Below are 23,995 nucleotides of genomic sequence, written 5' to 3'. Positions count from 1 at the left end.
GCCGGTCCCGTCCGGAGGCCCTCGCCGGCCTCGTGCCGGGTCAGGTGCCGCAGGTGGTGGCGGGCAGGCCGGGCACCTTGACCGGGGACCGGCCGGTCGGGCGGGCCTTGCCGGCGAGCACCTGGGCCAGTCCGGTCATCGCCGCCCGGCTGGACGAGTACGTCGCCAGCAGCGTCGGCGACTTCGCGCCGGCCAGCACGTACGGGGTGTCCATGGCCACCGTCACCGCGGCGTCGGCGCGCAGGTCCTTGGCGCCGTCGCCGTACCCGACGAGGTGCACCACGGTCCCGCCGCTCGGCACCACCTTCACCCCGGCGGCGGTGAGCGCCTCGGTCAGCGCCGCCCGGGTGCGGTCCCGGCCGGCGGAGGAGGTGACGGTGACCGGGCCGGAGACCGGGGTCCCGCACCGGCCGCGCAGCACGGTGACCGCGGCCGTGGCCAGGGCGGTGGCGGCCTGCTGGTGTGCGGCGCCGCCCAGCGTGGACAGGTCCGGGGTGGCCCGGCCGGCCAGCTTGAACTTCATGGTCAGCACCCGGGTCACCGCGTCGACCAGCCGGGCCCGGTCCAGCGAGCCGTCCTTGAGCGCGGCGCGCAGGCCGTCGTACGCCTGGCCCACGTTCGGGGTCATCAGGATGAGGTCGTTGCCGGCGTTCAGCGCGCGGACCGCCGCCTCCCCCGGCGACCAGCGCTTGGCCGGCGCCATGTTCATCCCGTCGGTGACCACCACGCCGTCGAAGCCGAGCTGGCCGCGGAGCACGTCGGTGAGGAGCTTGTGCGAGAAGGTGGCCGGGGTGCCCGGGTCGACGGCCTTGACGTCGAGGTGGGCGGACATCACCGCCATCGCGCCGGCGTCGATCCCGGCGCGGAACGGCGGGAACGCGAGGCGGTCCAGCTCGGCCCGGGACTGGCCGACCACGGGCAGGTCCTTGTGCGAGTCGGCGGCGGTCAGGCCGTGCCCGGGGAAGTGCTTGACGCTGGCCGCCACCCCCTCGGCCTGCAGCCCGCGCACCGCGCCGGCGACCTGCGCGGAGGCGTTCTTCGGGTCGGCGCCGAAGGAGCGGGAGCCGATCACCGTGCTCCGGGTGGCCAGCACGTCGGCGACCGGGGCGAAGTCCATGTTGATGCCCATCGCCGCCAGCTCGGCGCCGGCGGTCCGCCAGGCGGCCTCGGTCAGCGCCGGGTCGCCGGCCGCGCCGGCGGCGAGCGGGCTGGGCAGCAGGGTCACGCCGTCGGTGATCCGGGTCACCACGCCGTACTCCTGGTCGGTGCCGATCAGGAAGGGCGCCGCGCCGGCGGGGAGCTTGCCGGCGGCGGCGCGCAGGCCGGTGGTCAGCTCGCGGACCTGCTTCGGGTTGTCGACGTTGGTGGTCTCCTGGTTGCCGGAGGTGGGGTCGTCGGCGCTGAAGCCGACCAGGATCACCCCGCCCAGCCGGTACTTCGCCACCATCTCGGCGGGGGTGTCGACCCCGGCCAGGGCCCGGTTGCCGGCGGCCGAGGCCGGCGAGACCCTGGTCGCCGAGTCGCCGTACGCGTACGGCATCAGCACCTGGCCCACCAGGTCCTCGTCGGAGAGGGTGCGGACCAGGGCCTCGGCGCGGGCCTTCGGGTCGGCGGCGGTCGAGGTCGGGTCCGGTGCGGCCGAGGAGGCGCTCGGCGCGGCGCTGGGCGCCGGTCGGGCCGGCTCCTTCGTGCATCCGGAGCCGAGCAGCACCAGCAGTGCCGCGAGCACGAGCACGGTACGTCGCGGAGTGGTCGACACGGGAGCCATCCCACCAGGGTCCGCGTATCGGGGCAAGCTGACCCGAGTTCAGCCCACTCTGGTGAGCAGGGTCACGGGGGCCCCGTCCCCGGCGTACCGGTACGGCTCCAGTTCGGCGTCCCAGGCGGTGCCGAGCGCCTTGTCCAGCGCGTGCGCGAGGGCCTCCGGGGCCCGGGCGGACGCCATGACGGCGCGCAGCCGGTCCTCGCCGAGCTGGATGTCGCCGGCCGCCCCGACGGTGGCCCGGAACAGGCCCCGGCCCGGGACGTACATGAACCGCTCGCCGTCGACGCCCGGACTCGGCTCTTCGGTCACCTCAAAACGGATCATGGGCCACTGCCGGAGGGCAGCAGCCAGCTCGGCGCCCGTCCCCGGGCTGCCGGTCCACCCGCACTCGGCCCGCCGGGCGCCCGGATCGACGGGCTGGGCCGTCCAGTGCAGGTTGACCGGCGCGGCGAGGACGCGCGCGATCGCCCACTCGACGTGCGAGCACACGGCGAGCGGGGTCGAGTGGACGTATACGACGCCACGCGTTGGCACGGTGACCTCCCGGTGAGCGAGGTGCGTCTTCCCCTACGACCTCGTCCGTCCGAGCGGTGCCCGTGCAACACATGATGACGGTGTGACGGATGGTTCGCCAGCGAATCGGAAAATTCGCCGCCCCCGGTGACCGGGAAATACCCGGGCGGCTGACCCGGTTGACCCCTCTGACGGCGCGACGACCAGCCAGGCGTCGAGGTCGTGTACAGTTCTCTGGGCGGTTCTGTGCCGCCGTACATCTTCGCGGGCCGAGGCTCATCCGGGCGTCACCCGCAACAGCCCCCGGACGTTTAAGTCCTCCCGTACGTCTGCAAGGAGTACCTTCCGTGGCGAGCAACACCTCTAAGACCGCGCGCGCGTCAGTCCGGGCCGGCCAGGCTGGCCAGGGTGGCGCCCTCAGCGTTCTGGGCGAGTTCAAGTACGTCATCCCGCTGAACGGCGGCAAGCACGCCTACGTGCGCAACCTGACCAACGGCAAGACCGCGCACCTGCGCACCGACTCCGAGGCCTTCGTCGAGGAGATCCGGGTGCTGGCCGCCGCGGGTCACGCGGCCAAGATCCGCGCCGAGCTCAACGGCCTGGCCGCTGCCCACCCGGACCACGGCTGGGACAAGACCGAGAAGCGTCTCGTCGAGGCCGGCGTCTTCGAGGGCTGAGTCCCTCACCCGCGTCACCACGAACCGCCCGCCGGGGTCACCCGGCGGGCGGTTCTGTCTTTCCCGGCCTCCGCCGGGTTGATCGACTCGGCCGTGGTCACTCCTCGGAGAGGAGGGCTACCTCGCCGGTGGCGAGGTCGTAGAGGGCGCCGACCACCGCCACCTCCCCCGCCGCGACCGGGGCGGCGAGCAGGTCGTCGGCGCGCAGCGCGGCCACCGTCCGGCGGACGTGCCGGCGGACCGCGAGCGGATGGACCTGCGGGTCGTCCGCACCGACCTCGGCGACCGCCGGGGCGATCCGCTCCACCAGGTACGCCAGCGAGCCGCCCGGCCGCTCCCCGGTGCGCAGCGCCGCCACGGCGGAGCCGACCGCCCCGCAGCGCTCGTGCCCGAGCACCATCACCAACGGCACCGCGAGCTGGCCGACCACGAACTCGATGGAGCCGAGCACCGCCCGGTCCAGCACGTGCGCGCCGGTGCGGATGACGCAGATCGACCCGAAGGTCTGGTCGAAGATCGCCTCCAGCGGGACCCGCGAGTCGATGCAGCCCAGCACGACGGCGTACGGCTGCTGGTCGCCGGAGGCGACCGCCGCGGCGGCGGTGACGTCGTGGCCGTGCACCGGCTGGCCGCTGACGAAGCGGCGGTTGCCGGCCAGCAGCTCGGCGAGGGCGGCACGCGGGCTCCGGGCGGCCGGGGTGGGACTCGACGGCGGCATCCCTCAAGCGTGGTCACCGATCCGACGGCGCGGAGCCGGGTTCGGAATCTTCTCACCGTCATGGTTGGCGTGTTGTCATGGCGGGTAGCCGGTTGTTACCGCCGGGTTACGCCGGTGAGCAGACACCGGCCGCCCGGGGGAGGTTGACGATGCCGGAACACCTGGAGGTACGACTTCCCGACGGCGTACGCCTGCACGTCGAGGCCACCGGGCCGGTCGACGCCGAGGTCACCGCGATCCTGCTGCACGGCTGGACGCTGGACGGGCGCAGCTGGCACCGGCAGCTCGCCGACCTGCGGAACCGGTTCGGCGACCGGGTCCGGGTGGTGACGTACGACGCCCGGGGCCACGGCCGGTCCAGCTGCATGGCCCTGCGCACCGCCACCCTGGCCCAGCTCGGCGACGACCTGGCCGCGGTGCTGGACGAGATCGCCCCGGCCGGGCGGATCGTGCTGGTCGGGCACTCGATGGGCGGGATGACGCTGATGGAGTACGCGCACCGCCACCCCGGGCACTTCACCGCCCGAACCGCCGGGCTGGTCTTCGTCTCCACCACCGCCGAGGGACACACCCACACGGTGTACGGGCTCTCGCCGCGGATCGCCCGGCTGATCCGGCTCGCCGAGACCACCGGCGCCGGCGTGCTGGCCCGCTGCGGCTCGTGGCGGCCGCCGCGCGCCCTGCTGCGGGCGTTGCGGCCGAGCATCCGCTGGATGCTCTTCGGCGACCGCTGCGATCCGGCGGACATCCGGCTGGTGACCTCGGCGGTGGCGCACGCCTCGCTCCGCTCGATCGGCGGGTTCCGCGCCTCGATCGGCGCCCAGCACCGGCTGGACACCCTGGCCGCGCTCGGCGACCTGCCGGCCGCCGCGCTGGTCGGCGACCGGGACCGGCTCACCCCGCCGCCGTGCGCCGAGTCGATCGCCGCGGCGCTGCCCACCACCGAGCTGACCGTCTGCCCGGGCGCCGGGCACATGCTCATGATGGAACGCCCCGACGAGGTCAACGCGGCCCTCGCCGCGGTGGTCGAGCGGGCGCTGGCCCGGCCGGCCGCGCGGACCCGCGCGGCCCGGGCCGCAACGACCTGCCCGAAGACGGTGGCGGGTGGGCGGCCGGGGGTGGAACCGGCCGGACAAGGGGTGGGAACGGCCGGATAACGGGCAACCGGCACGGGCGGGGCCCGGGTACCGGCATGGCCCTTGACAGGGGCCGGGGCGCCGGCCCGTACCCTCATTCAGCCCGCCGTGCCCGCCACGTGACCATCAGGAGCCCCCGCGTTGAGCGACCAGACCACCCTGGACCGGGAGATCGCCGTCGAGCAGCGGCACCTCGACCGGGTGTACGCCCGGCTCGCGGAGCTGCGTCGCGCCGCTGCCGAGGCCGAGCGGGAGGGCTACCAGCTGGCCCGGGTGGGCAACTTCGGCGCGCTGGTGGAGCGGGACGCGATGGTCTTCCACGCGGCGCAGCGCCGGCACGTGCTGGACGCCGAGCACGAGGGGCTGGTCTTCGGCCGGCTCGATCTACGGACCGGGCAGGTGCTGCACGTGGGCCGGCTCGGGGTGCGCGGGGAGAACGCCGAGACGCTGGTGGTGGACTGGCGGGCGCCCGCCGCCGCCGCGTTCTACCAGGCCACCCCGGCCGAGCCGATGGGCGTGGTACGCCGGCGCACGATCCAGTCGTCGGCGGAAAAGGTCACCCGGATCGAGGACGATCTGCTGGACCCGGAGTCCGCGCCGCCGGACCTGGCGGTGGTCGGCGACGGCGCGCTGCTGGCCACCCTGTCCCGGGCCACCGGGCGGGGCATGCGGGACATCGTCGCCACCATCCAGCGGGAGCAGGACGAGGCGATCCGCTCCCCTGGCAACGGCGTCACGATCGTCTCGGGCGGCCCGGGCACCGGCAAGACGGCGGTGGCCCTGCACCGCGCCGCGTACCTGCTCTACTCCGACCGGGCCCGGTACGCCGGCGGCGGCATCCTGGTGGTCGGCCCGTCCGGGGTGTTCGTCGAGTACATCGCCTCGGTGCTGCCCTCCCTCGGCGAGGAGACCGCCACCCTGCACTCGCTCGGCTCGCTCTTCCCCGGCATGTCGGCGACCCGCACCGACCCGCCCGAGGTGGCGGCGGTGAAGGGTTCGCTGCGGATGCGGCGGGTGCTGGAACGTGCGATCCGGGACGCCGCGCCGGACGCGCCGACCGAGCTGCGTCTGCTCTACCGGGGTGAGCTGCTCCGGCTGGAGCGGGCCGAGCTGGACGCGATCCGGGACCGGGCGTTGTCCCGTGGGGCGCGGCGCAACGAGGTGCGCCGGATGGGCTTCGACTCCGTCCTCGCCGCGCTCTACGCGCAGGCCCGCACGCTGCGGGTGGGCTGGTTGCCGGAGCAGCCCGCGTTCGAGGACGAGATCATCGAGCGCCCGGAGTTCCGGGAGTTCCTGAAGGGGTGGTGGCCGCGGCTGCACCCGCGGCACGTGCTCGGCTGGCTGGCCCGCCCCGAGCGGCTGCGCCGATACGCCGGCGGGGTGCTGTCCGGGGCGGAGATCCGGCTGCTGACCGAGGCGTACCGGAGCCTGGACACCGAGGGGCTGACCATCGCGGACGTGGCGCTCCTGGACGAGCTGGACGCGCTGCTGGGCAAGCCGGTCCAGCGGCAGCGGCCGAAGCGCGACCCGTTCCAGCTCGCCGGAGGCGTCCGCGAGCTGAGCACGTACGCCGACCGGCAGCGGGCGGCCCGGGCGGCCGCGCGGGAGCGCCCGGAGGACTACCGCGACTACGCCCACGTGGTGGTCGACGAGTCCCAGGACGTGTCGCCGATGCAGTGGCGGATGATCGGCCGGCGGGGCCGGCTGGCCTCCTGGACGGTGGTCGGCGACCCGGCGCAGACCGCCTGGACCGGCGACCCGCAGGAGCTGACCCGGGCCCGCGACCACGCGCTGGGACGCCGCCGCCGGTACCGCTACGAGCTGACCACCAACTACCGGAACTCGGCGGAGATCTTCGCGGTGGCGGCGGCGGAGATCCGCCGGCTCTACCCGGACCTGCCGCTGCCCACCGCGGTCCGCTCCACCGGTGTCGAACCGGTCGAGCTGGCGGTGCCCCCGGCTGAGCTGGCGCCGGCCACCATGGCGGCGGTCCGTGCCCTGCTGGCCGAGGTCGAGGGCACGGTCGGGGTGATCACCCCGGTGCCCCGCCGGGACGAGGTGGCCGGCTGGCTGGCCGGCCTCGGCGGCAACCGGCTCCAGGTGGTGACCAGCCTCCAGGCCAAGGGCATGGAGTACGACGGCGTGGCGCTGGTCGCCCCGAGCGAGATCCGGGCCGACCCGGGCTCCGGGGTGCGGACCCTCTACGTGGCGCTCTCCCGGGCCACCCAGCGCCTCACCACGCTCGACCCGGTGGGCTGAGCGGGACCCGACGGAGGCGGCCGACGGACATCCGACGTTCATTTGCACACATAGCGATGTGAACATAGATTGAGCCGGGCCGGGCCGACGGACGAGAGGGTGTGGGCGTGGGCGCAGGGCATGACCACAGCGGTGCGGTGACCAACGCCGCGCACCGCCACCGGGGTCGGCTCTGGGCCGCGTTCGGTCTGCTCACCGCCCTGATGCTGGTGGAGGCCGTGGCCGCGTTCGCCACCGGCTCGCTGGCCCTGCTCTCCGACGCCGGGCACATGTTCACCGACGTGCTCGGGATCGGGATGGCCCTCGCGGCGATCACCGCCACCCGCCGGGCCGACACCGACCCGCAGCGCACCTTCGGGCTCTACCGGCTGGAGGTGCTGGCCGCCCTGGCCAACGCGGTGCTGCTCGGCGCGGTCGCCGTCTACGTGCTGGTCGAGGCGGTCCGCCGGTTCGGCCGGCCGCCGGAGGTCCTCGCCGGCCCGATGCTCGCCGTGGCGGTGCTGGGCCTGCTCGCCAATCTCGCCGCCTTCGCGCTGCTGCGCTCCGGGGCGGAGGAGAGCATCAACCTGCGCGGGGCGTACCTGGAGGTGCTGGGCGACCTGCTCGGCTCGCTCGGGGTGATCGGCGCGGCCCTGGTCATCGCGGTGACCGACTGGTGGTGGGCCGACCCGCTCGTCGCGGTCGGGATCGGGTTGTTCATCCTGCCGCGCACCTGGCGGCTCGGCCGGGCCGCGGTACGGATCCTGGTGCAGGCCGCCCCCGAGCATCTCCAGGTGACCGCGGTGCACGACCGCCTGGCCGCGGTGCCCGGCGTCGCCGAGGTGCACGACCTGCACGTCTGGACCCTCACCTCCGGCATGGAGGTGGCCTCGGCGCACCTGACCATGAACCCCGGCGCGGAGGTCGGCGAGGTTCTCGCGGCGGCGCGGGCCGCGCTGCACGAGGACTTCCGCATCGACCACGCCACGTTGCAGATCGAACCCGGAGCGTCCGCCGGCGCCTGCGGGTCGGTCGAGTGGTAATTAGGACAATCTTAAATCCAAGTGGTTATTGTGCACTTATGCCGGCTTTAACCCCGACTGACCGGCCCGCGACCCGGGTCGGCTCGGCGGACCGCCGGTAGGCTCGGTCGCGGCCTCCGCCGGGCGGCGCCCATCGGCGCCCGGGGGTGGCCGTCGCCTAATCGCCGGAGCACGGCGAGCCGGGGAACCACGTACCTGGGGTGCATCCGCGTCAGCGGTAGGGATCTTCCGTCCCGAACCCGTCAGCTAACCCGGTCGGCGGTTGACGGAAGGACACCTGAATGCCATCAGTGGCACCTGTACGACGGACGGCCGCCCGGTTGGCGGCCCTGCTCGTCGCGGCGCTCGCCCTCGGCGTCGCGACCCTGCCGGTCTCCCCCGCCTCGGCGGCTTCCCCGACCGGCCTGCTCGCCGCCGCACCCGGCGACGACGAGGGCGGCACCCCGGCCCTGCGCGCCCAGCTCGACGCGGCCAGCAAGGGCTGGCTGGACGCGCGGACCGCGCTGAACCGCTCGGTCGCCCGGCAGAAGCAGCTCAACGCCCAGCTCACCACGATCAACGCCGAGCTGGGCAGCCGCGACGCCAAGGTCGGCGAGATCGCCGCGGTGGCGTACCGCAGCGGGCGGCTCGGCACCGCCCAGGCGTTGCTCGGCAGCAGCAGCCCGGAGGGCTTCCTCGACCGGGCCGCCGCGCTGTCCCAGGTCGCCGCCCATGAGGACCGGGCGCTGCGCGAGCTGCTCGACACCCGGGACCGGGCCACCCGTACCCAGGTCGCGCTCAACGGCGAGATCCAGGAGCAGCGCAAGCAGGTCGCGGTGATGGCCAAGCGCAAGCAGCAGGCCGAGCAGGCCCTGGAGGTGGCCAACCGGAAGGCGGCCGCCACGGACGGCAGCGGCACCCGGGGCACGTCCACCGCGACCGCCACCCCGGCGCCGCGCAACGCCGACGGGTCCTGGCCGCCGGAGTCGTGCAGCGTCAACGACCCGACGCCCGCCGACGGCTGCATCACCCCGCGTACGCTGCACGCCCTCCAGCAGGCCAAGGCCGCCGGGTTCACCCGGTACGTCTCCTGCTACCGGCCCAGCGGCTCGGGCGAGCACCCGAAGGGCCGGGCCTGCGACTTCGCCGCGCAGCAGGACGGCTTCGGCGGCGTGGCCACCGGCGGCGACAAGACGTACGGCAACAACCTGGCGGCCTACTTCATCCGCAACTCCGACGCGCTCGCCGTGCTCTACGTGATCTGGTACAAGCAGATCTGGCTTCCCAGCAGCGGGTGGAAGGCGTACAGCGGCGGGAACGGCGATCCGTCCAGCGACCACACCAACCACGTGCACCTGTCGGTCTACTGAGCCGGGGTGGCCCGCCGGCGGCGGGCCACCCTACGTCCGGCGACGTACGCCGGATGTCGTCCCCGACCCCACGACGCCCGCGACCCGGCGGCGGAGGATCGGCCGCATGAGCCGACTCTCCCCCACCGGGCGCAAGGCCCTGCTGACCCTCCACCTGGTCACCTCGATGGGCTGGCTCGGCGCGGACCTGGTGCTGCTCACCCTGGGCGTCGCCGGGCTGCGCGGGGCCGACCCCGAGATGGTCTACCCGACCGCCGGTCTGCTGGTGACCTGGCTGTTCGCACCGCTCAGCGTGGCGGTCTGGCTGGTCGGGGTGGCCAGCGCGCTGCTCACCCCCTGGGGCCTGCTGCGCTGGCGGTGGGTGCTGGTCAAGTTCGGCATCACCACCGTCATGCTCGGGCTGGTGCTCCTGCTGCTGACCCCCCGGATCCGGCACCTCGGCGAGCTGGGCGCCGCGGCCTCCACCCACCTTCGGGTCGACCTGGTCGTCGCGCCGAGCGTCTCCACCACGCTGCTGCTGATCGCCACGGTGCTGTCCACGTACAAGCCGTGGGGGCGGCTGCCACGGGCGACCGGGCCGGCGTCCCGCCGGGCGGTGCCGGCCGGGCGGGGCGCCTGAGTCAGGCCGTGCGCCCCTGTTCCAGGGTGGCGCCGAGCCGGCTGGCCAGGCCGAGATGGGCGGCACGGGCCTGCCGGAAGGCGTACCCGAACACGGGCGCTGGGGCGGAGAGGGTGATCTCCACGTCGATCCGCACCGCGCCGTCGGGCTCGTCCCGCAGCCGGGTGTGGTTGCGCACGGTGGTGGCCGGCTGCTGCCGGGCCACGGTCACCACCTCGTCCTCGTTCGCGATCAGCACGTCCGCCTGATAGGTGACCGGGAAGTGCAGCGGACCCAGCTCCAGCCGGTCGGTGATCGCGTAGCTGGCCAGGGCGCCGGGTCGGGGCGGCAGCTCGCGCACGCGGACGATCAGCGGATGCAGCTCGCCCTGCCGGGTCAGGTCGCTGAGCAGGGCGGACGCTTCCGCCCGGGTGCAGCGGGCCTGCACGGTGTAGCTGAAGGTGTCGCTGCTGAGCAACCCCGGACTCCCTCGCCGTCGACGGTTCGCACGATCGTCCCGTACCGGGGCCAACCTGGCAACGGTCGAAGGTCCCGCACCGCGCGGCATGACGCGGGACCGGCGGGGAATCCGGCCCGCCGGGACCGCGCGACGAGGAGGCCGGGCATGGACGGGAACGGCGGATGAGCGCGCACGTGATGGTCTTCGCCCCGACGCCCCGGCTCACGGTCACCGTCGACCAGCCGGCCGACCATCCCGAGCTGCACCTGCATCCGGGCGGGCAGGGGGTCTGGCAGGCCCGGATGATCCTCTCCCTCGGCGTGCCGGTGACCCTCTGCACCAGCCTCGGCGGCGAGATCGGCCAGGTGCTGGAACCGCTGCTGGTCAGCGAGGGGGTGCAGCTGAAGGTGGTGGTCCGCGACTCCGGCGGCAGCGGCGGGTACGTGCACGACCGTCGGGACGGCAGCCGGCGGGAGATCGTCGACGTGACCGGCCACCCGCTGAGCCGGCACGAGCTGGACGAGCTCTACAACCTCACCCTCGGCGAGGGGTTGCGGGCACCGGTCAGCGTGCTCAGCGGGCCGAGCCATCCCGCGCTGGTGCCGGCCGACCTCTACCGGCGGTTCGCCGCCGACCTGGGCGCCAACGGCAGCCGGGTGGTGGTGGACCTGCGCGGCGAGCACCTCAGCGCGGTGCTGGCCAGCGGGGTCTTCTTCCTCAAGGTCAGCCACGAGGAGCTGATCGCCGACGGGCGGGCCGGCGGCGACGACGAGCAGGAACTCACCCGGGCGATGTACGACCTGCACGCCACCGGCGCGGAGACCGTGGTGGTGAGCCGGGCGGAGCGGCCCGCGCTGGCCCTGGTCGACGGGGAGGTCTTCGAGGTGGAGCTGCCGAGACTGGAGGCGGCCGACCCGCGCGGCGCGGGCGACTCGATGACCGCCGGAGTGGCCGCGGTGGTGGCCCGGGGCGGCGACGTGCGGACCGCGATCCGCACCGGTGCGGCGGCCGGCGCGCTCAACGTGACCCGGCACGGGCTGGGCACCGGCCGGCTGGACTCGATCAGCGGGTTGGTGGAGCGGGTCCGGCTGGTGCCGGCCGGGACCCGGCCGCAGGAACGGACCACGCCGGACGAGCTGGCCGAACGGGCGGCCGAACGATGACGGTGCGGGTCCTGGTGACCAACGACGACGGCATCGCCGCGCCCGGCATCGAGGCGCTGGCGAAGGCGGCTCTGGACCGGGGGCTGGACGTGGTGGTGGCCGCGCCGCTGGAGGAGGCGAGCGGCACCAGCGCCGCGATGACCGCGGTGGAGCAGGAGGGACACGTGGTGGTCCACGACCACCCGCTGCCGGAACTTCCCGGGGTGCCCGCGTACGGGGTGGGCGGCTCGCCCGGCTTCATCGCGCTGATCGCGGTGCACGGCGCGTTCGGGCCGCCGCCGTCGGTGGTGCTCTCCGGGATCAACCGGGGCGCCAACGCGGGCCGGGCGGTGCTGCACTCGGGCACCGTGGGCGCCGCGTTCACCGCCGCCGCCAACGGCTGCCGGGCGATGGCGGTGTCGCTGGACGTGCTCTCCGCCGGGGAGGCCACCGCGGCCAGCGGTGGGGCCGCGGTGGCCGCCGCCGCGCGGGTACGGGACGCCGAACGGCACTGGCCCACCGCCGCCCGGGTGGCCCTGGACCTGCTGCCCCGGCTGCTGGCCGGGCCGGTGGAGAGCGTCCTCAACGTCAACGCCCCGGACCTACCGCACGGACGGCTGCGCGGGGTACGCCGGGGCTCGCTGGCCAGCTTCGGTCAGGTGCAGATGACGGTCGCCGAGACCGGCCACGGCTTCGTCCGCACCTCGCTGGAGGAGCCGGGACAGTCGGTCCAGCCCGGCACCGACCTGGCCCTGCTCGCCGCCGGATACGCCTCCGTCACCGCGGTCCGGGCGGTCACCGAGGTCACCGACGTGGACCTGTCCGGCCTCGGGGACTGAGCGCCGGCTCTGCCGGCCCCCGGGCATGATCCACCCGGAGGGGCGCAGACCGTCGCGTCGGTGGATCGGGAGAGCGCGACATGCCGTATCCCGGCGGCGAACCGACCTCGGGCGGCGAGCGGACGTCAGGCGCCGGGGAGAACCTCGGAGCCGCTGTCGGCGAAGTAGGGCTCGGGGGCGCCGAAGAGGCCGAGCAGGCCGGTGACCCAGAGCTGCCGGTGCACGAAACGGCTCGGCTCGGTGACGGCCAGCCTCACGCCGCTGACCTCGCAGGTCTGGAAACCGGCCACCATGGCGCTGATGCCGACGGAGTCGATGAAGGTGACCAACCGCATGTTGAGCTCGATCCGGGACGGACGGCCCTTCGCGAGCACCTCGGCGATCGCTTCCCGTACCTCGTACGCGGTGTCGACGTCGACCTCGCCCCGCGGGGCGATCTGGATGACACCACCCGACAGAACCGACTTCACGATCGACAGGCTCACGCGAGCACCTCCACTCGCCCGTACGGGCGCCTCATCAGTACGCGGGCCGCGACCGAGAGTATTCCTCCGACGGCCTCGGTCGCCACCCCTCGGGATGAGCAATTCGCGGACTGGGCACACCGGGGCATCCCAATCCGGACCTTCCAGTTCCTATTTTCCCTGCGACAAGTTCTCTGAATCTTCAACGACCGACCGGGCCCGGCCGATCCGCCGACCCAGGTTAGCGGCATCCCGCCCGTCCGGCTCGTAGCCGACCCCGGCGCGTTCGGCTGCTTCCTGCCGGGCTGCGTCGATCGGTGGCCCTGGGGCGGCGGGGAGTGGTTTGCGCCGGCTCCGGGATGGGCACTGGGCCGATGAGCAGACCGTCACGCGCCGGATGAGCACCGGAGTCCGACCTCGCCGCCGGACCTCCGGCACCCCGAGGAGGTAACACGATGTTCGGAAGCAACCTGCTGGACCGCCGGAGCAGGACCGAGCGGATCGCCGACCAGGCCTGGCAGCAACTGATCTCCGCGCTCGATTCCGCCGGGGACAGCGTCAAGGACGCTGCCCGCTCCGCCCGCCGCAACGGCTCGGGGCTGGCCGACGACGCCACCGAACTGGTCGGTTCCGCCGCCGAGGAGGCCCGCCGCCGGGCCAGCCTGGCCTTCGACGCCCTGGCGGGCCGCCAGCCGGCGCTGCCCTGGACCCTGCTGATCGCCGCGGCCCTGGCCGGCGCGGCGCTCGGCTGGGCCGCCGGCACCGCCGCCCGGGCCGCCGGCAGCCGGGTCCGCGAGCTGGACGAGATCGAGTTCGTGGACGTGGACCGTCCGGACTCCCCGGTCGGCCTGGACGGCTGACCCGCCCCGGCGACGCGGCGGTGCCCCCGGAGCGGGGGGCGCCGCCGCCCGTGCGTCAGAAGGCGGTGACGCTGGCCGGCGCCCGCTCGGCACGGCTCAGCGCGCGGAGCACGGCGGTCTGCCCATGCCGGCGTACGGCGAGGCGGGCGAGCAGCGCCAGCACCGGGTCCAGCGCCTCGGCGGGCAGTTCCGGGGTGGGCACGCCGACGCTCACCGCCAGGTCGTCGGAGTGCACCGCCAGTTCCATCAGCCGGGTGGTGAGGTAGTCCGCCAGGGTCAGCGACCACGGCCCCCGGGCCAGGTGCACGACCCGCCCCTCCGGCTCGGCGGGCAGCGCGGCGGCCAGCTCGTCGACCGCGGCCCGGGTCGCGGCGAGCAGCGCCTCGGGGCCGTCGGCGGCGATCCGCTCCCCGGAGGCGCGGATGCCCACGTTCACCTCGTCGTCGACCGACGCGCCGATCCAGGTGCCCCGGGCGTAGTGGTCGAGCAGGCCGACCGGCTCGCCCGCCGGGACCGGCTCGGCGAGCACGCCGGGCACGGCGAGGATCTGGGCGGCGAGGTGGCCGGCGAGACCGCCGACCCGGAACTGCGCGAGGGCGCTCGGCGCGTCCCACTGCTTCGCCACCGCCGGGTCGGCGAGCAGCGCCAGCGCCGAGCGGGCGGCGGTCAGATAGGCGGTCGTGATCGGATGCATCGGACGTGTCCCTCTCGTCACGGGTCCGGACCGCCGAGCCTACCGACCAAGATCGAACCCGCCCACCCCGTGGTAGCCGCCCCGCGGACGGGACGGCCACCACGGCCGGGGTGGTTCAGCGGGCGGTGCAGGACACCGCCGGGACCGGGTTCGCGCCCGTCCAGGTGCCGGTGAAGCCGGCGGTGGTGCTGCCGCCGACGCCGAGGTTGCCGTTCCAGCCGGCGTCCTTGACCGTCACCGCCGCCCCGGACTGGGTGTAGGACCCGTTCCAGAGCTGGGTGATCTGCTGCCCGTCGGCGAAGGTCCAGGTCAGGGTCCAGCCGGCGATCGGGGCGGTGCCCGAGTTGCGGACCGTGAGCTCGGCCTGGAAGCCGCCGGGCCAGGAGTTCGGCACCGCGTATGTCGCCGCGCAGCCGCTGCCGGTCGGCGACGGGCTCGACGAGGTGGGCGACGGGCTCGGCGAGGTCGGCGACGGGCTCGGCGACGTCGGGGACGGGCTGACGGAGGTCGGCGTCGGGGTGGGCGTGCCCCCGAGCCGGTCGGCCACCAGGATGCCCCGGCCGTTCGTGCCGAGGTAGACCCGGCCGTAGACCCGGGGGTCACCGGTCAGGGCCTCGCCGGCGTTGCCGTACTGGTGCTGGTCGTCGTTGATCCGCACCCAGCTCCCGCCGGTGTCGTCGGAGCGGTAGACGCCGTGCCTGCCGTCCACCGTGCCGATCACGAACAGCGCCGGGTACGTCCTGCCGGGTGCCGCCTTGCCGAAGCCGACGTTCACCGTGGTGGACACGCCGGTCACCTTGGTGAAGCTCGCGCCGGAGTTGGTGGAGCGCCAGAGGCCGCCCTCGCCGGCCAGCCAGATGTCGCCCGCGACACCGGGCAGCGCCTTGAACTTGACCCCGGTGGTGGGCAGGCCGGTCGCGGCGGTGGCGGTGAAGGACGCCCCGCCGTTGGTGCTGACGTAGAACTTCCCGCTGCTGAACCCGTAGAACGTGTTCGGGTTGACCCGGTCGGACTCGACCGTGGCGTTGGCCGGGATGCCGGTGGCGGCGGTCCACGTGTTGCCGAAGCCGACCGACCGGACCACCGGCTGGCCGGCATCCCCCGGCGCCCAGACGAACTGGCTGCCGTTGGCGGACGCGGCCACCGTGCCGCCGCTGTTGATCCCGGCGGGTTCGGTGCCCTGGAACCAGTTCGCGCCGCCGTCGGTGGAGAAGGCCACGTGACTGTCGTTGGGCCGGTCGGCGTCGGTGAAGTTGCCGGCCCGGACCAGCACCGCCGGCTTGGTCTCGCCGTAGTCGAGGCTGGTGGTGCTGGTGAAGGTGGGCTGCGTGAACATCATCGGCGGCACCGCGGTCGGATCGGTGTGCCGGAAGCCGCCGATGTCCCCGAGCGCGCTGACCAGCGGGGCACCGGACGGCGGGCTGACCAGGTCGAGCACGGCGGTCTCCTCCAGCCCCTCGACCATCGGCTTGACGGTGAAGGTGCCGCCGGTGTCCCACCTGGTCAGGTCGGTGGTGCCGTAGACGGTCGCGCCGGTGCCGTACAACATTCGGTTGCTGTCGAACGGGTCGATCTCCACCGACTCGTTCATCCAGCCCAGCTTCGGGGTCTCCTCCGGTGGGGACGGGTTGGTGCCGAAGGTCAGCCACGGCACCGAGCTGATGTCCATCGTGTACTTCCTGGTGCGGTTCGGGTAGCTGGACCAGTCCCAGATCCGGGTCCAGGTCGCGCCGCCGTCGGTGCTGCGCCAGAAGATCGCGTCCGGCCACCAGGAGATCTGGGTGGCGACCATGAGGGTGTTCGGGTGCTGCCGGTCGATGGTCAGGCCGGAGTAGCCGAAGTAGGCGTCGCTGCTGGACGAGGGGATAGGGCTGATCTGCGTCCAGGCGCCGGTGGCCCGGTTGAACTTCCACACGTCGCCCTTGCCGCCGTCGTACGGGCCGCCGGTGTCGCTGGTGGCGATGTAGAGGAAGCCGCCGACCGGGTCGACCACCCCCTTGTGGGCCAGGTAGCCGGTGGGCGGGCCGGCGATCCGTTCCCAGGTGGCGCCCCCATTGGTGGTCCGGTAGACCGGGTTCTGCTTGTCCGCCACGCCGACGTAGATGGTCTGTGTGGCGTTGCCCGCCGTGCCGGTGCTCCGGTCGAAACTGACCCAGGTGAGGCCCTGGTTCTGGCTCTGGTAGCCGCTGCTGTCGCCTCCGTCGGCCCGGTAGTTGCCGACGTTCGGGAAGTTGGTGACCTTGGCCCAGGTCACCCCGGAGTCGGTGCTGCGCCACAGGCCGTTGCCGCCCTCGGCACCGTAGTACAGGATGCTGTTCCGGTTCGGGTCGACCGCGAGCCGCTCGCCCATGCCCCGGCCGGGCATGTTGCCGCCGTTCTTGAACGGCAACTCGGTGGCCTGCCAGGTGGCGCCCTTGTCGGTGGAGCGCAGGATCGCCCCGTTGTTCGGATCCCAGTCATTGGTGTACATGCCGACCGCCGCGTACACCCGGTTGGTCTGCACCGGGTCGGTGGCCAGGCTCACCACACCGTTCCAGCCCGACCGGTCGGCGCCGACCCAGTCCAGCAACGGTGTCCACGACTGGGTGGACTGCTCCCAGCGGTACGCGCCGCCGATGTCGGTGCGCGCGTAGATCAGATTCTTCTCGGTGGGGTTGAAGACGATGCCGGGGACGAAGCCGCCGCCGTCGATCCGGACGTTCTTCCAGGTGTACGGCTCGGCCGAGGCGGCGGCGGCCGGGGTGGCGGGGGTGGCGGCGAACTGCACGACGACGGCCGCCGCCGTGGCGGCCGTCGCGGCCGCGGCCGCGACGGCGAGACTTCTGCGCATTGGGCGGGTTCCTCTCGGTTGCCCGTGGTGGGTCGGGAGCGACGCAGGGACGGTGGGGAGCTGCCCGGGCTCCCCGTCGGCGTGCACGGCTCCCGCAGGCCGAGGGACATTCACCCTAACCGCTGGGTCAGGCATTTTGGAAGCGCTCCCAAGCGGCTCCGTCACCCGGAGCGGATGAGGGCAGGTCACCCGGGGTGCGGACAGGATCGTGTTGCGGACGTCCGTGTCGGCGTCGCCCGACACGGCCGGAGGCCCGAGCCGCGAACCAGACCCGGGAGGGAGCCACCACATGGCCACCGAGACGATCACCCGTACCGACCAGGACATCCAGTCCGACGTCCTCGACGAGCTGACCTGGGAACCCCGGGTACGCCCCAACGAGATCGGGGTGACCGTCTCCGAGGGCGTGGTGACGCTGACCGGCAGGGTAGACAGCTACGCCAAGAAGTGGGCCGCCGAGCGGGCCGCGCACCGGGTCGCCCGGGTCCGGGCGGTCGCCAACGACCTCGCCGTCCGGATCGCCACCTCCGCCGAGAAGAGCGACCCGGAGATCGCCACCGCCGCGAGCCGGGCCCTGGAGTGGGACGCGTTCGTGCCGATCGAGGCGCTGGACGTGACCGTCGCCGACGGCTGGGTCACCCTGCACGGCGAGGTCGAGTGGGAGTACCAGCGCCGGGCCGCCGAACGCGCGGTCGGCCGGCTCAGCGGCGTACGCGGGGTGAGCAACGGGATCACCGTCCGGCCGAGCGCCCGGGCCGACGGGCACGACCTGGCCGAGCGGATCGTGGACGCGCTCGCCCGCAACGGCGCCACCGAGGCGGAAGGGATCAGCGTCCGGGTGCACGGCGACACCGCCGTGCTCGCCGGCCTGGTGCACTCGATCCCGGAACGGGAGGAGATCGAACGAGTGGTCTGGTCCGCCCCCGGGATCCGCGAGGTGCACAACCACGTGACCGTGGGGCGCTGAGCCGAACCACCCGGGGCGGGTGATCCCCGCTCACCCCGTCGCTGACGAGGGTGGGAACCATGACTGATCCGAACGGGCTGATCACACCCGGGCGCCCCGCGCCCGGGTTCACCCTGCCGGCGACGCCGGACGGGCGAGAGGTGGGCCCCGGCCAGTTCCACGGTCACCCGGTGGTGCTCGCCTTCTACCCGGCCGACTTCACGCCGGTCTGCGGTGACCAGCTGGCGCTCTACCAGGCGGCCCTGCCCGAGCTGGAGCGGTACGACGCGGTGCTGCTCGGCATCTCGGTGGACGACCTGGACTCGCACCGGGCCTTCGCCGAGAGCCGGGGCATCCGGTTCCCGCTGCTGGCCGACGTCGAGCCCCGCGGCGAGGTGGCCCGCCGGTACGGCGCGTACACCCCGCAGGGGCAGGCGGCGCGGGCGCTGGTGGTCATCGACCCGGACGGGACGGTGGCCTGGAGCCACCTCTCCCCGATGGACGTCAACCCCGGCGTGGACGGCATTCTCGACGCCCTCGACCGGCTGGCGGCGGATCGGCAGGTGACCGCCCGATGACGACCCCACTGCAGGTCACCACCGCCCGGCTGCGGGTGCCGGTGACCGAGGCGGACCACGCCCGCGGGCCGGTCGACGCGCCGGTCACCATCGTCGAGTACGGCGACTTCCAATGCCGGTTCTGCGGGGCCGCGTACCCGAACCTGGCCGAGGTGCTGCGCCAGCGCGCCGACACCGTCCGGCTGGTCTACCGGCACTTCCCCATTGCCAACGTGCACCCGTACGCGGAGAGCGCCGCCGAGGCGGCCGAGGCGGCCGGCCGGCGGGGCCGGTTCTGGGAGATGCACGACTGGCTCTACGAACACCAGGACCAGCTCGACCCGGTGCACCTGTCGCTCGGCGTCGAGCAGCTCGGGCTGCCGCCCGACGAGATCGGTGCCGAGGTGGGCCGGCAGGCTCACGCCGACCGGGTCCGGCAGGACTTCGTCGGCGGCATCCGCAGCGGGGTGAACGGCACCCCGACGCTGTTCGTCAACGACGCCCGGCACGACGGCGGGTACGACCTGGCGGAGCTGCTGGCCGTCGTGGACGCGACCGCGAACGCCTGACTCAGATCAACCCGGGCGGACGGCTGCGCCGTCAGATCAACCGCAGCTCGCGCGCCCGCCGGACCGCTTCGCGCCGGCGGGTCGCGTCGAGCTTGCGGTAGATGTTCCGCACGTGGGTCTTCACCGTGTTGACCGACAGCGACAACTCACTGGCGATCTCCACGTTGGACAGGATGCTCTGCAGGTAGCGCAGGATGGTCAGCTCCCGCTCGGTGAGTGGCTCGTCGAGCGCCCGCCCCGGTCCACCGGACCGTTCGGCCGGCTCGCCGGCCCGCCGCTCGTCCGCGCCCCGGACCAGGTCGCTCACCGTCGCCCAGTGCGCGGTGCCGGAGTCGAGATGGGCGGCGAGCAGGTCGCGTACCCCAGGCTCGGCGCGGGTGAAGACCCGCCGATAGCCCTCCGGCTCGGCCAGGTCCAGCACCTGCTCCAGGACCCGCCCGGCCCGCCGGTCGTCGCCCCCGTCGTGGGCCACGACCGCGTCGACGAGGCCGGCCGCGAGCCGCAGCGGCAACGGCCAGGTGCCGGCGGCGGGCCCCGCCCAGTCCGGCAGCGTCCGTCCGGCGGCCCGGGCGTCGCCGGCCCGCAACTCCACCCGCGCCAGCGCCACCCCGAGCGGCGCCGCGTCCGCCGCCGGCCCCGACCCGCCGTCGGCCAGCCGGCCGAGAGCGTCGGTGAGCAGGGTGCGGGCGGTATCCACGTCGCCGACGAGGGCGCGCAGCTGCGCCTCGCTCCCGGTCAGCCAGACCGCCAGCGCCGGCCCCGGGGCGGTCTCCCGGGCCGCGGCGAGGACCCGGAGGGCGGCCCCCGGCTCGCCGCCGGCCGCCAACAGCTCGGCCCGGCAGAGCGCGGCCACCGTCCCCGCCCCGGGATCCGCGGTGGCCGGACCGGCCAGGGTCAGGTTCGCCGCCGCCTCCGCCGGCTCGTCCCGGTGCCACGCCACCAGGGCCAGCGCCAGGTACGCGTACCCGCAGTCCAGCCGGCAGGACCAGCCCTGGCAGGCGGGCATCGCGAGCGCCTCCCGGGCGGTCCGCTCGGCCGCCCGCAGGTCACCCCGGGCCGCGTGCAGCAGCGCCGACCGGCTGGCGCAGACCAGCTCGGTCCGCGGCCGGCCCGCCTGCCGGGCGGCGGCGAGCGCCTCGGCGAACCGCGCCCCGGCGGCGGGCAGCTCCCCCTCGGCCAGCGCGACCAGACCGAGCGCCGTGCCGGCCACCGCCCGGGCGTCCGCGTCCTCCGCCGCCCCGGCCCGCGGGTCGTCGCCCGGTCCGGCCGGAGCGCGGCCGGTGGCGAGGAGCCGCTCCGCGGCCCGGCGTACCTCGTCGTGGTCGCCGGTGAGCCGGGCCAGGGTGAGTTCCACCGCGGTGGCCAGCCGGCGGAACCGGTCCCGGTGCGGCGCGGGCAGGTCGCGGCCGGCGTCGACGGCGCGCCGCAGTTGCCCGGCCGCCGCGTCGACGTCGCCCGCGTACGCCCGCTCGGCGGCGCAGGCCAGCGCGAGTTCCGGGTCCCGGCGGACCGCCTCGGCGGGCGGCTCGGCCGGAGGCGGGCCGGCCGGCACGTCCCGCTCGTACGGCACCAGCTCCGGCCAGCGGGCGATCAGCAGCTCGGTGGCCCGGTTCCACTCGCCTCCGGCGAGCGCGTGCCGCAGCGCCTCCGCCGGCCGGCCGTTGCCCGCGTACCAGCCAGCGGCCCGCAGGTGCAGGTCACGCAGCTCGTCGGCGGGCAGCCGGCCCAGCTCCTCGCGGAGCAGATCGGCCAGCAGCGGGTGGCACCGGTACCAGGGCGGATTGCCGCCGTCCTGCTCGAGGAAACCGCCGGCACGGACCAGGTCGGCGAGCAGCTGGCCGGCGTCGGGACGTCCGGTCACCGCGTCGGCCAGGTCGGCGCAGACCACCGTCGCCACGGCGCTGCGCCGCAGCACGTCCCGGACGTCCGGGTCCAGCGGCCCGAGCACCTCGTCCCGCAGGTAGCCGGCGATGTCCGGCTGGTCGCCCCCGAACCGCTCGACGGCCCGCGCCGGGTCGGCCTGGGCACGTAGCGCCAGGGCGGCGAAGCGCAGCCCGGCCGGCCAACCACCGGTACGCTCCCGCAGCCGGGGCACCGCCGCCGCGGGCACCGGGACGGCGTGCGCCACCAGCAGGTCGGCCACCTCGTCGGCGGTGAAGGCGAGTTCGGCCGGGCCGAGTTCGGTCAGCTCGCCGGCCAGTCGCCACCGGTGCAGCGCCAGCGCCGGTTCGGTCCGCGCCCCGACCACCAGCCGCAGCCGCCCCTCGGCGTGCCGGAGCAGGAACTCCAGCCCGGTCAGCGCCGCCGGCTCGGTGATCCGGTGCAGGTCGTCCAGGACCAGCAGCACCGGACGCTCCCGTGCGGCGAGCGCCGCGGCGAGCAGTTCGAGCTGGTCCGGCCGGGGCGGGAGGTCCGGCACCGGCGGCTGGGCCGGATCGTCCGGCTCGCCCGCCACGGCGGCCCGCAGCGCCGCCGCCAGGTACGCCCAGAACCGCTCCCCGGTGTCCCCGTCCTCCACCGACATCCAGGCCGGCGGTGGCTCGGCCCGGGAGGCGCGGGCCCAGGAGGCGAGCAGCGTGGTCTTGCCCCAGCCGGCCGGGGCGGAGACCAGCGTCACCGGGCCGGCCACCCCCTGGTCCAGCCGGTCCAGCAGCCGTGGCCGCACCAGCACCGGTTCGGGCGGCGCGGGCGCGGCCAGCCGCGACGCCAGCAGCGGCGGGACCGCCGGCCCGGTCCCCCCGCCAGGCTCGATCGCGTCGGTGGGCTCGACCGGGGCGGCCCCGCCCACCGGCGCCGTGACGTCGTCCGGCGCCTCGGCGACCTCGACGCGGTCAGCCTGTTCCGGCATGCGGCCCTCCCCCGTCGCGTCCGCTCCCCCGGTGCGGGGAGCGGTTACCCGGCGCGGACGGTTTCACCCCTTCGGGGCGAGCCCGCTTCACCCGCCGCCACCGGATCCTCGAGGCAGCGGACCCGCGACGACGGGAGGGCCGGGTGGCACGGATGGGACGGCTGACCGGTGCCGGGATCGCCTTCGCGGCCGGCGCGACGGCCGCGCGTGCGTTCGCACGCCGGCGGGAGCGTCCACCCCGCGCCGCCGCGACCGACCCGCGACCCGGCCGCTGGCAGGTGGTGACGGTGGCCGGCCGGCCCGAGGAGGTGCTGCCCCTCGGCCGCTGGCCGGAGCCGCTGCGCCGGCTGGACGGCGCGGTGGAGCTGTACGCCCGCCCGGCGCCCGGCGGGCGCGGCACAGAACTGGCCGCCCGGCCGCTCGGCGGCGACCGGGGTTTCCCCGGCCTGGCCGCCCACCTGGTCGGGGACGATCCGGGCCGGCTCATCCGGCAGGCGTTGCGGGAGGCCAAGCAGCTCGCCGAGACCGGTGAGGTGCTCCGGGCGGACCGGTCCCGGTTCGACCGGCCGGAGGCGTCCGGGTGAGGGCGCTGTGCTGGGAGGGCGCCGACGAGCTGGCCGTCCGCCAGGTGCCCGATCCGGAGTTGCGCAACGCGCAGGACATGATCGTCCGGGTCCGCCGGAGCGTCACCTGCGGCGCCGACCTGCCGCTGCTGGCCGGGCGGATCCCGCACCTCGCCGCCGGGGACGTGCTCGGGCACGAGTTCCTCGGCGAGGTGGTCGAGGTCGGGCCGGAGGTCCGCCGGCACCGGGTCGCCGACCGGGTGGTGGTCTGCGCGGCGGTGTCCTGCGGCGCCTGCTGGTTCTGCCGGCAGGGCCTCTTCGCCTGCTGCGACAACGGTACCGCCGGCGGGCCGGAGACCGAGTCGGCCTGGGGCCAGCCGGTCGGCGGCTGCTACGGCCACCCGGCCCGGACGGGCGGCTTCGCCGGCAGCCACGCCGAGTACGTCCGGGTGCCGTACGCGGATGTCGGGGCGTTCACCGTGCCGGAGGCGGTCAGCGACGACCGGGCGGTGTTCGCCTCGGACGCCGCGCCGACCGGCTGGCTCGGCGCCGAGCTGGGCGAGGTGGGCCCCGGTGACGTGGTGGCGGTCTGGGGCGCCGGAGCGGTCGGCCAGCTCACCGCCGCCGCGGCCCTGGCGCGCGGCGCCGACGGGGTGGTGGTGGTCGACGACCGCGACGACCGGCTGCGCATGGTCGAACGGCACGTCGGGGCCGAGCCGCTGAACTACCGCTACGTGGACGTCACCGCCGAGTTGCGGGAACGCAGCGGCGGCCGGGGCCCGGACGTGTGCGTGGAGGCGGTCGGCATGGCGGCCGGACCACCGCGGCTGCTGGGCCGCCTCGGCGCCGGCGCGGAGCGACCGTTGGCGCTGCGCGAGGCCGTGCACGCCTGCCGCAAGGGCGGCACGGTGGTGGTCCTCGGCACCTGGACCGGGACCGTCGACGCGTTCCCGCTCGGCGCCGTGATGAACAAGGGGCTGACCGTGCGCAGCGCCCGCCAGCACGGGCAACGCTGGATCCCGACGCTGCTGGACCGGATGGCCCGGGACGAGCTGCGTACCGAGCACCTGGCCACCCACCGGCTGCCGCTGGAGCGGGGCGCCGACGGGTACGCGTTGTTCCGCGAGCGGACCGACGGCTGCGTCCGGGCGGTCTTCGCCCCGTGATCCGCGCGGCCGGGGGTGGC

The 23,995-nt window shown here is 74.9% G+C and carries 21 protein-coding genes, 1 pseudogene and 1 riboswitch; of the genes and pseudogenes, 14 read left to right on the top strand and 8 right to left on the bottom strand.

Annotated features, from left to right (window positions below; translation table 11 throughout):
* Positions 1 to 40: 40 nt before the first annotated feature.
* Both ACZ6S5_RS23470 and ACZ6S5_RS23465 read right to left on the bottom strand, forming a co-directional pair.
* Positions 41 to 1,768: a glycoside hydrolase family 3 protein gene (locus ACZ6S5_RS23470; protein WP_466003688.1), complete on the bottom strand. Its 1,728-nt coding sequence runs from the start codon at positions 1,766 to 1,768 to the stop codon at positions 41 to 43.
* A 39-nt stretch (positions 1,769 to 1,807) separates the two neighbouring features.
* Positions 1,808 to 2,299, bottom strand: a complete 492-nt coding sequence (locus ACZ6S5_RS23465) for a DUF3145 domain-containing protein (RefSeq protein WP_466003686.1) — start codon at positions 2,297 to 2,299, stop codon at positions 1,808 to 1,810.
* A 326-nt stretch (positions 2,300 to 2,625) separates the two neighbouring features.
* On the opposite strand from ACZ6S5_RS23465, the gene ACZ6S5_RS23460 reads away from it, so the two are divergent.
* Positions 2,626 to 2,955 carry a hypothetical protein gene (locus ACZ6S5_RS23460; RefSeq protein ID WP_466003684.1) on the top strand — a complete coding sequence of 110 codons (330 nt, stop codon included), beginning with the start codon at positions 2,626 to 2,628 and terminating at the stop codon, positions 2,953 to 2,955.
* Positions 2,956 to 3,052: 97 nt separating this feature from the next.
* Here the strand turns inward: ACZ6S5_RS23460 and ACZ6S5_RS23455 are convergent, their stop codons facing one another.
* A complete protein-coding gene (locus ACZ6S5_RS23455; RefSeq protein ID WP_466003682.1) occupies positions 3,053 to 3,673 on the bottom strand; it encodes a carbonic anhydrase in 621 nt (206 codons plus the stop codon).
* A gap of 149 nt (positions 3,674 to 3,822) precedes the next feature.
* On the opposite strand from ACZ6S5_RS23455, the pseudogene ACZ6S5_RS23450 reads away from it, so the two are divergent.
* The 5 genes and pseudogenes from ACZ6S5_RS23450 to ACZ6S5_RS23430 form a co-directional block, all read left to right on the top strand.
* Positions 3,823 to 4,731, top strand: a pseudogene (locus tag ACZ6S5_RS23450) (alpha/beta fold hydrolase); the annotation flags it as partial.
* 219 nt (positions 4,732 to 4,950) lie between these two features.
* Positions 4,951 to 7,068, top strand: coding sequence for a HelD family protein (locus ACZ6S5_RS23445; protein WP_466003680.1), 2,118 nt, complete (start codon positions 4,951 to 4,953; stop codon positions 7,066 to 7,068).
* 107 nt (positions 7,069 to 7,175) lie between these two features.
* Entirely contained in the window at positions 7,176 to 8,090 is a 915-nt protein-coding gene (locus ACZ6S5_RS23440) for a cation diffusion facilitator family transporter (RefSeq protein ID WP_466003678.1), read from the top strand.
* A 144-nt stretch (positions 8,091 to 8,234) separates the two neighbouring features.
* Positions 8,235 to 8,366, top strand: a riboswitch (cyclic di-AMP (ydaO/yuaA leader).
* Between the two features lie 5 nt (positions 8,367 to 8,371).
* Positions 8,372 to 9,439 (top strand): coiled-coil domain-containing protein, encoded by a 1,068-nt coding sequence (locus ACZ6S5_RS23435; RefSeq protein WP_466003676.1) that lies wholly within the window; start codon positions 8,372 to 8,374, stop codon positions 9,437 to 9,439.
* A 106-nt stretch (positions 9,440 to 9,545) separates the two neighbouring features.
* Positions 9,546 to 10,058 carry a hypothetical protein gene (locus ACZ6S5_RS23430; protein WP_466003675.1) on the top strand — a complete coding sequence of 171 codons (513 nt, stop codon included), beginning with the start codon at positions 9,546 to 9,548 and terminating at the stop codon, positions 10,056 to 10,058.
* 1 nt (position 10,059) lies between these two features.
* Here the strand turns inward: ACZ6S5_RS23430 and ACZ6S5_RS23425 are convergent, their stop codons facing one another.
* The gene (locus tag ACZ6S5_RS23425; protein ID WP_466003673.1) at positions 10,060 to 10,515 is read right to left on the bottom strand and encodes an SRPBCC family protein; all 456 of its coding nucleotides are present in this window, start codon (positions 10,513 to 10,515) and stop codon (positions 10,060 to 10,062) included.
* Between the two features lie 164 nt (positions 10,516 to 10,679).
* Here ACZ6S5_RS23425 and ACZ6S5_RS23420 point away from each other — a divergent pair, with 164 nt between their 5' ends.
* Both ACZ6S5_RS23420 and surE read left to right on the top strand, forming a co-directional pair.
* Positions 10,680 to 11,660, top strand: coding sequence for a 1-phosphofructokinase family hexose kinase (locus ACZ6S5_RS23420; protein WP_466003671.1), 981 nt, complete (start codon positions 10,680 to 10,682; stop codon positions 11,658 to 11,660).
* On the top strand, positions 11,657 to 12,478 hold the full coding sequence (gene surE / locus ACZ6S5_RS23415; protein WP_466003669.1) for a 5'/3'-nucleotidase SurE: 822 nt from the start codon (positions 11,657 to 11,659) through the stop codon (positions 12,476 to 12,478). Before ACZ6S5_RS23420 ends, surE begins: the two co-directional genes overlap by 4 nt.
* Before the next feature lie 125 nt (positions 12,479 to 12,603).
* Here the strand turns inward: surE and ACZ6S5_RS23410 are convergent, their stop codons facing one another.
* The gene (locus ACZ6S5_RS23410) at positions 12,604 to 12,963 is read right to left on the bottom strand and encodes an STAS domain-containing protein (protein ID WP_466003667.1); all 360 of its coding nucleotides are present in this window, start codon (positions 12,961 to 12,963) and stop codon (positions 12,604 to 12,606) included.
* Positions 12,964 to 13,397: 434 nt separating this feature from the next.
* On the opposite strand from ACZ6S5_RS23410, the gene ACZ6S5_RS23405 reads away from it, so the two are divergent.
* On the top strand, positions 13,398 to 13,802 hold the full coding sequence (locus tag ACZ6S5_RS23405; RefSeq protein ID WP_466003665.1) for a hypothetical protein: 405 nt from the start codon (positions 13,398 to 13,400) through the stop codon (positions 13,800 to 13,802).
* Positions 13,803 to 13,857: 55 nt separating this feature from the next.
* Here the strand turns inward: ACZ6S5_RS23405 and ACZ6S5_RS23400 are convergent, their stop codons facing one another.
* Positions 13,858 to 14,496, bottom strand: a complete 639-nt coding sequence (locus ACZ6S5_RS23400; protein ID WP_466003663.1) for a maleylpyruvate isomerase N-terminal domain-containing protein — start codon at positions 14,494 to 14,496, stop codon at positions 13,858 to 13,860.
* A gap of 115 nt (positions 14,497 to 14,611) precedes the next feature.
* Positions 14,612 to 17,326 carry a cellulose binding domain-containing protein gene (locus tag ACZ6S5_RS23395; RefSeq protein ID WP_466003661.1) on the bottom strand — a complete coding sequence of 905 codons (2,715 nt, stop codon included), beginning with the start codon at positions 17,324 to 17,326 and terminating at the stop codon, positions 14,612 to 14,614.
* A gap of 289 nt (positions 17,327 to 17,615) precedes the next feature.
* Here ACZ6S5_RS23395 and ACZ6S5_RS23390 point away from each other — a divergent pair, with 289 nt between their 5' ends.
* From ACZ6S5_RS23390 to ACZ6S5_RS23380, 3 genes are read left to right on the top strand one after another with little or no spacing between them, the layout of a single operon-like run.
* Positions 17,616 to 18,293 carry a BON domain-containing protein gene (locus tag ACZ6S5_RS23390; protein WP_466003659.1) on the top strand — a complete coding sequence of 226 codons (678 nt, stop codon included), beginning with the start codon at positions 17,616 to 17,618 and terminating at the stop codon, positions 18,291 to 18,293.
* Between the two features lie 59 nt (positions 18,294 to 18,352).
* Positions 18,353 to 18,850 (top strand): redoxin domain-containing protein, encoded by a 498-nt coding sequence (locus ACZ6S5_RS23385; protein WP_466003657.1) that lies wholly within the window; start codon positions 18,353 to 18,355, stop codon positions 18,848 to 18,850.
* Complete coding sequence (locus ACZ6S5_RS23380; protein WP_466003655.1) at positions 18,847 to 19,398, top strand: DsbA family protein; 552 nt, start codon at positions 18,847 to 18,849, stop codon at positions 19,396 to 19,398. The genes ACZ6S5_RS23385 and ACZ6S5_RS23380 overlap by 4 nt, the downstream gene beginning before the upstream one ends.
* A gap of 31 nt (positions 19,399 to 19,429) precedes the next feature.
* Here the strand turns inward: ACZ6S5_RS23380 and ACZ6S5_RS23375 are convergent, their stop codons facing one another.
* Positions 19,430 to 22,246: a helix-turn-helix transcriptional regulator gene (locus ACZ6S5_RS23375; protein ID WP_466003653.1), complete on the bottom strand. Its 2,817-nt coding sequence runs from the start codon at positions 22,244 to 22,246 to the stop codon at positions 19,430 to 19,432.
* A gap of 152 nt (positions 22,247 to 22,398) precedes the next feature.
* Here ACZ6S5_RS23375 and ACZ6S5_RS23370 point away from each other — a divergent pair, with 152 nt between their 5' ends.
* Complete coding sequence (locus ACZ6S5_RS23370; RefSeq protein WP_466003704.1) at positions 22,399 to 22,830, top strand: hypothetical protein; 432 nt, start codon at positions 22,399 to 22,401, stop codon at positions 22,828 to 22,830.
* Positions 22,827 to 23,975, top strand: coding sequence for an alcohol dehydrogenase catalytic domain-containing protein (locus tag ACZ6S5_RS23365; protein ID WP_466003651.1), 1,149 nt, complete (start codon positions 22,827 to 22,829; stop codon positions 23,973 to 23,975). Before ACZ6S5_RS23370 ends, ACZ6S5_RS23365 begins: the two co-directional genes overlap by 4 nt.
* Positions 23,976 to 23,995: the final 20 nt, after the last annotated feature.

The sequence above is a fragment of the Micromonospora sp. NPDC051924 genome (genome assembly GCF_055586005.1).
This window is presented reverse-complemented; position numbering and strand designations above follow the sequence as displayed.

What these genes read in the sequence shown, in the direction of transcription:
- ACZ6S5_RS23470 (WP_466003688.1), bottom strand. Translation starts at nt 1,768, where the DNA reads ATGGCTCCCGTGTCGACCACTCCGCGACGTACCGTGCTCGTGCTCGCG.
- ACZ6S5_RS23455 (WP_466003682.1), bottom strand. Translation starts at nt 3,673, where the DNA reads ATGCCGCCGTCGAGTCCCACCCCGGCCGCCCGGAGCCCGCGTGCCGCC.
- ACZ6S5_RS23435 (WP_466003676.1), top strand. Translation starts at nt 8,372, where the DNA reads ATGCCATCAGTGGCACCTGTACGACGGACGGCCGCCCGGTTGGCGGCC.
- ACZ6S5_RS23430 (WP_466003675.1), top strand. Translation starts at nt 9,546, where the DNA reads ATGAGCCGACTCTCCCCCACCGGGCGCAAGGCCCTGCTGACCCTCCAC.
- ACZ6S5_RS23420 (WP_466003671.1), top strand. Translation starts at nt 10,680, where the DNA reads ATGAGCGCGCACGTGATGGTCTTCGCCCCGACGCCCCGGCTCACGGTC.
- surE (WP_466003669.1), top strand. Translation starts at nt 11,657, where the DNA reads ATGACGGTGCGGGTCCTGGTGACCAACGACGACGGCATCGCCGCGCCC.
- ACZ6S5_RS23405 (WP_466003665.1), top strand. Translation starts at nt 13,398, where the DNA reads ATGTTCGGAAGCAACCTGCTGGACCGCCGGAGCAGGACCGAGCGGATC.
- ACZ6S5_RS23400 (WP_466003663.1), bottom strand. Translation starts at nt 14,496, where the DNA reads ATGCATCCGATCACGACCGCCTATCTGACCGCCGCCCGCTCGGCGCTG.
- ACZ6S5_RS23395 (WP_466003661.1), bottom strand. Translation starts at nt 17,326, where the DNA reads ATGCGCAGAAGTCTCGCCGTCGCGGCCGCGGCCGCGACGGCCGCCACG.
- ACZ6S5_RS23390 (WP_466003659.1), top strand. Translation starts at nt 17,616, where the DNA reads ATGGCCACCGAGACGATCACCCGTACCGACCAGGACATCCAGTCCGAC.
- ACZ6S5_RS23385 (WP_466003657.1), top strand. Translation starts at nt 18,353, where the DNA reads ATGACTGATCCGAACGGGCTGATCACACCCGGGCGCCCCGCGCCCGGG.
- ACZ6S5_RS23380 (WP_466003655.1), top strand. Translation starts at nt 18,847, where the DNA reads ATGACGACCCCACTGCAGGTCACCACCGCCCGGCTGCGGGTGCCGGTG.
- ACZ6S5_RS23375 (WP_466003653.1), bottom strand. Translation starts at nt 22,246, where the DNA reads ATGCCGGAACAGGCTGACCGCGTCGAGGTCGCCGAGGCGCCGGACGAC.
- ACZ6S5_RS23370 (WP_466003704.1), top strand. Translation starts at nt 22,399, where the DNA reads ATGGGACGGCTGACCGGTGCCGGGATCGCCTTCGCGGCCGGCGCGACG.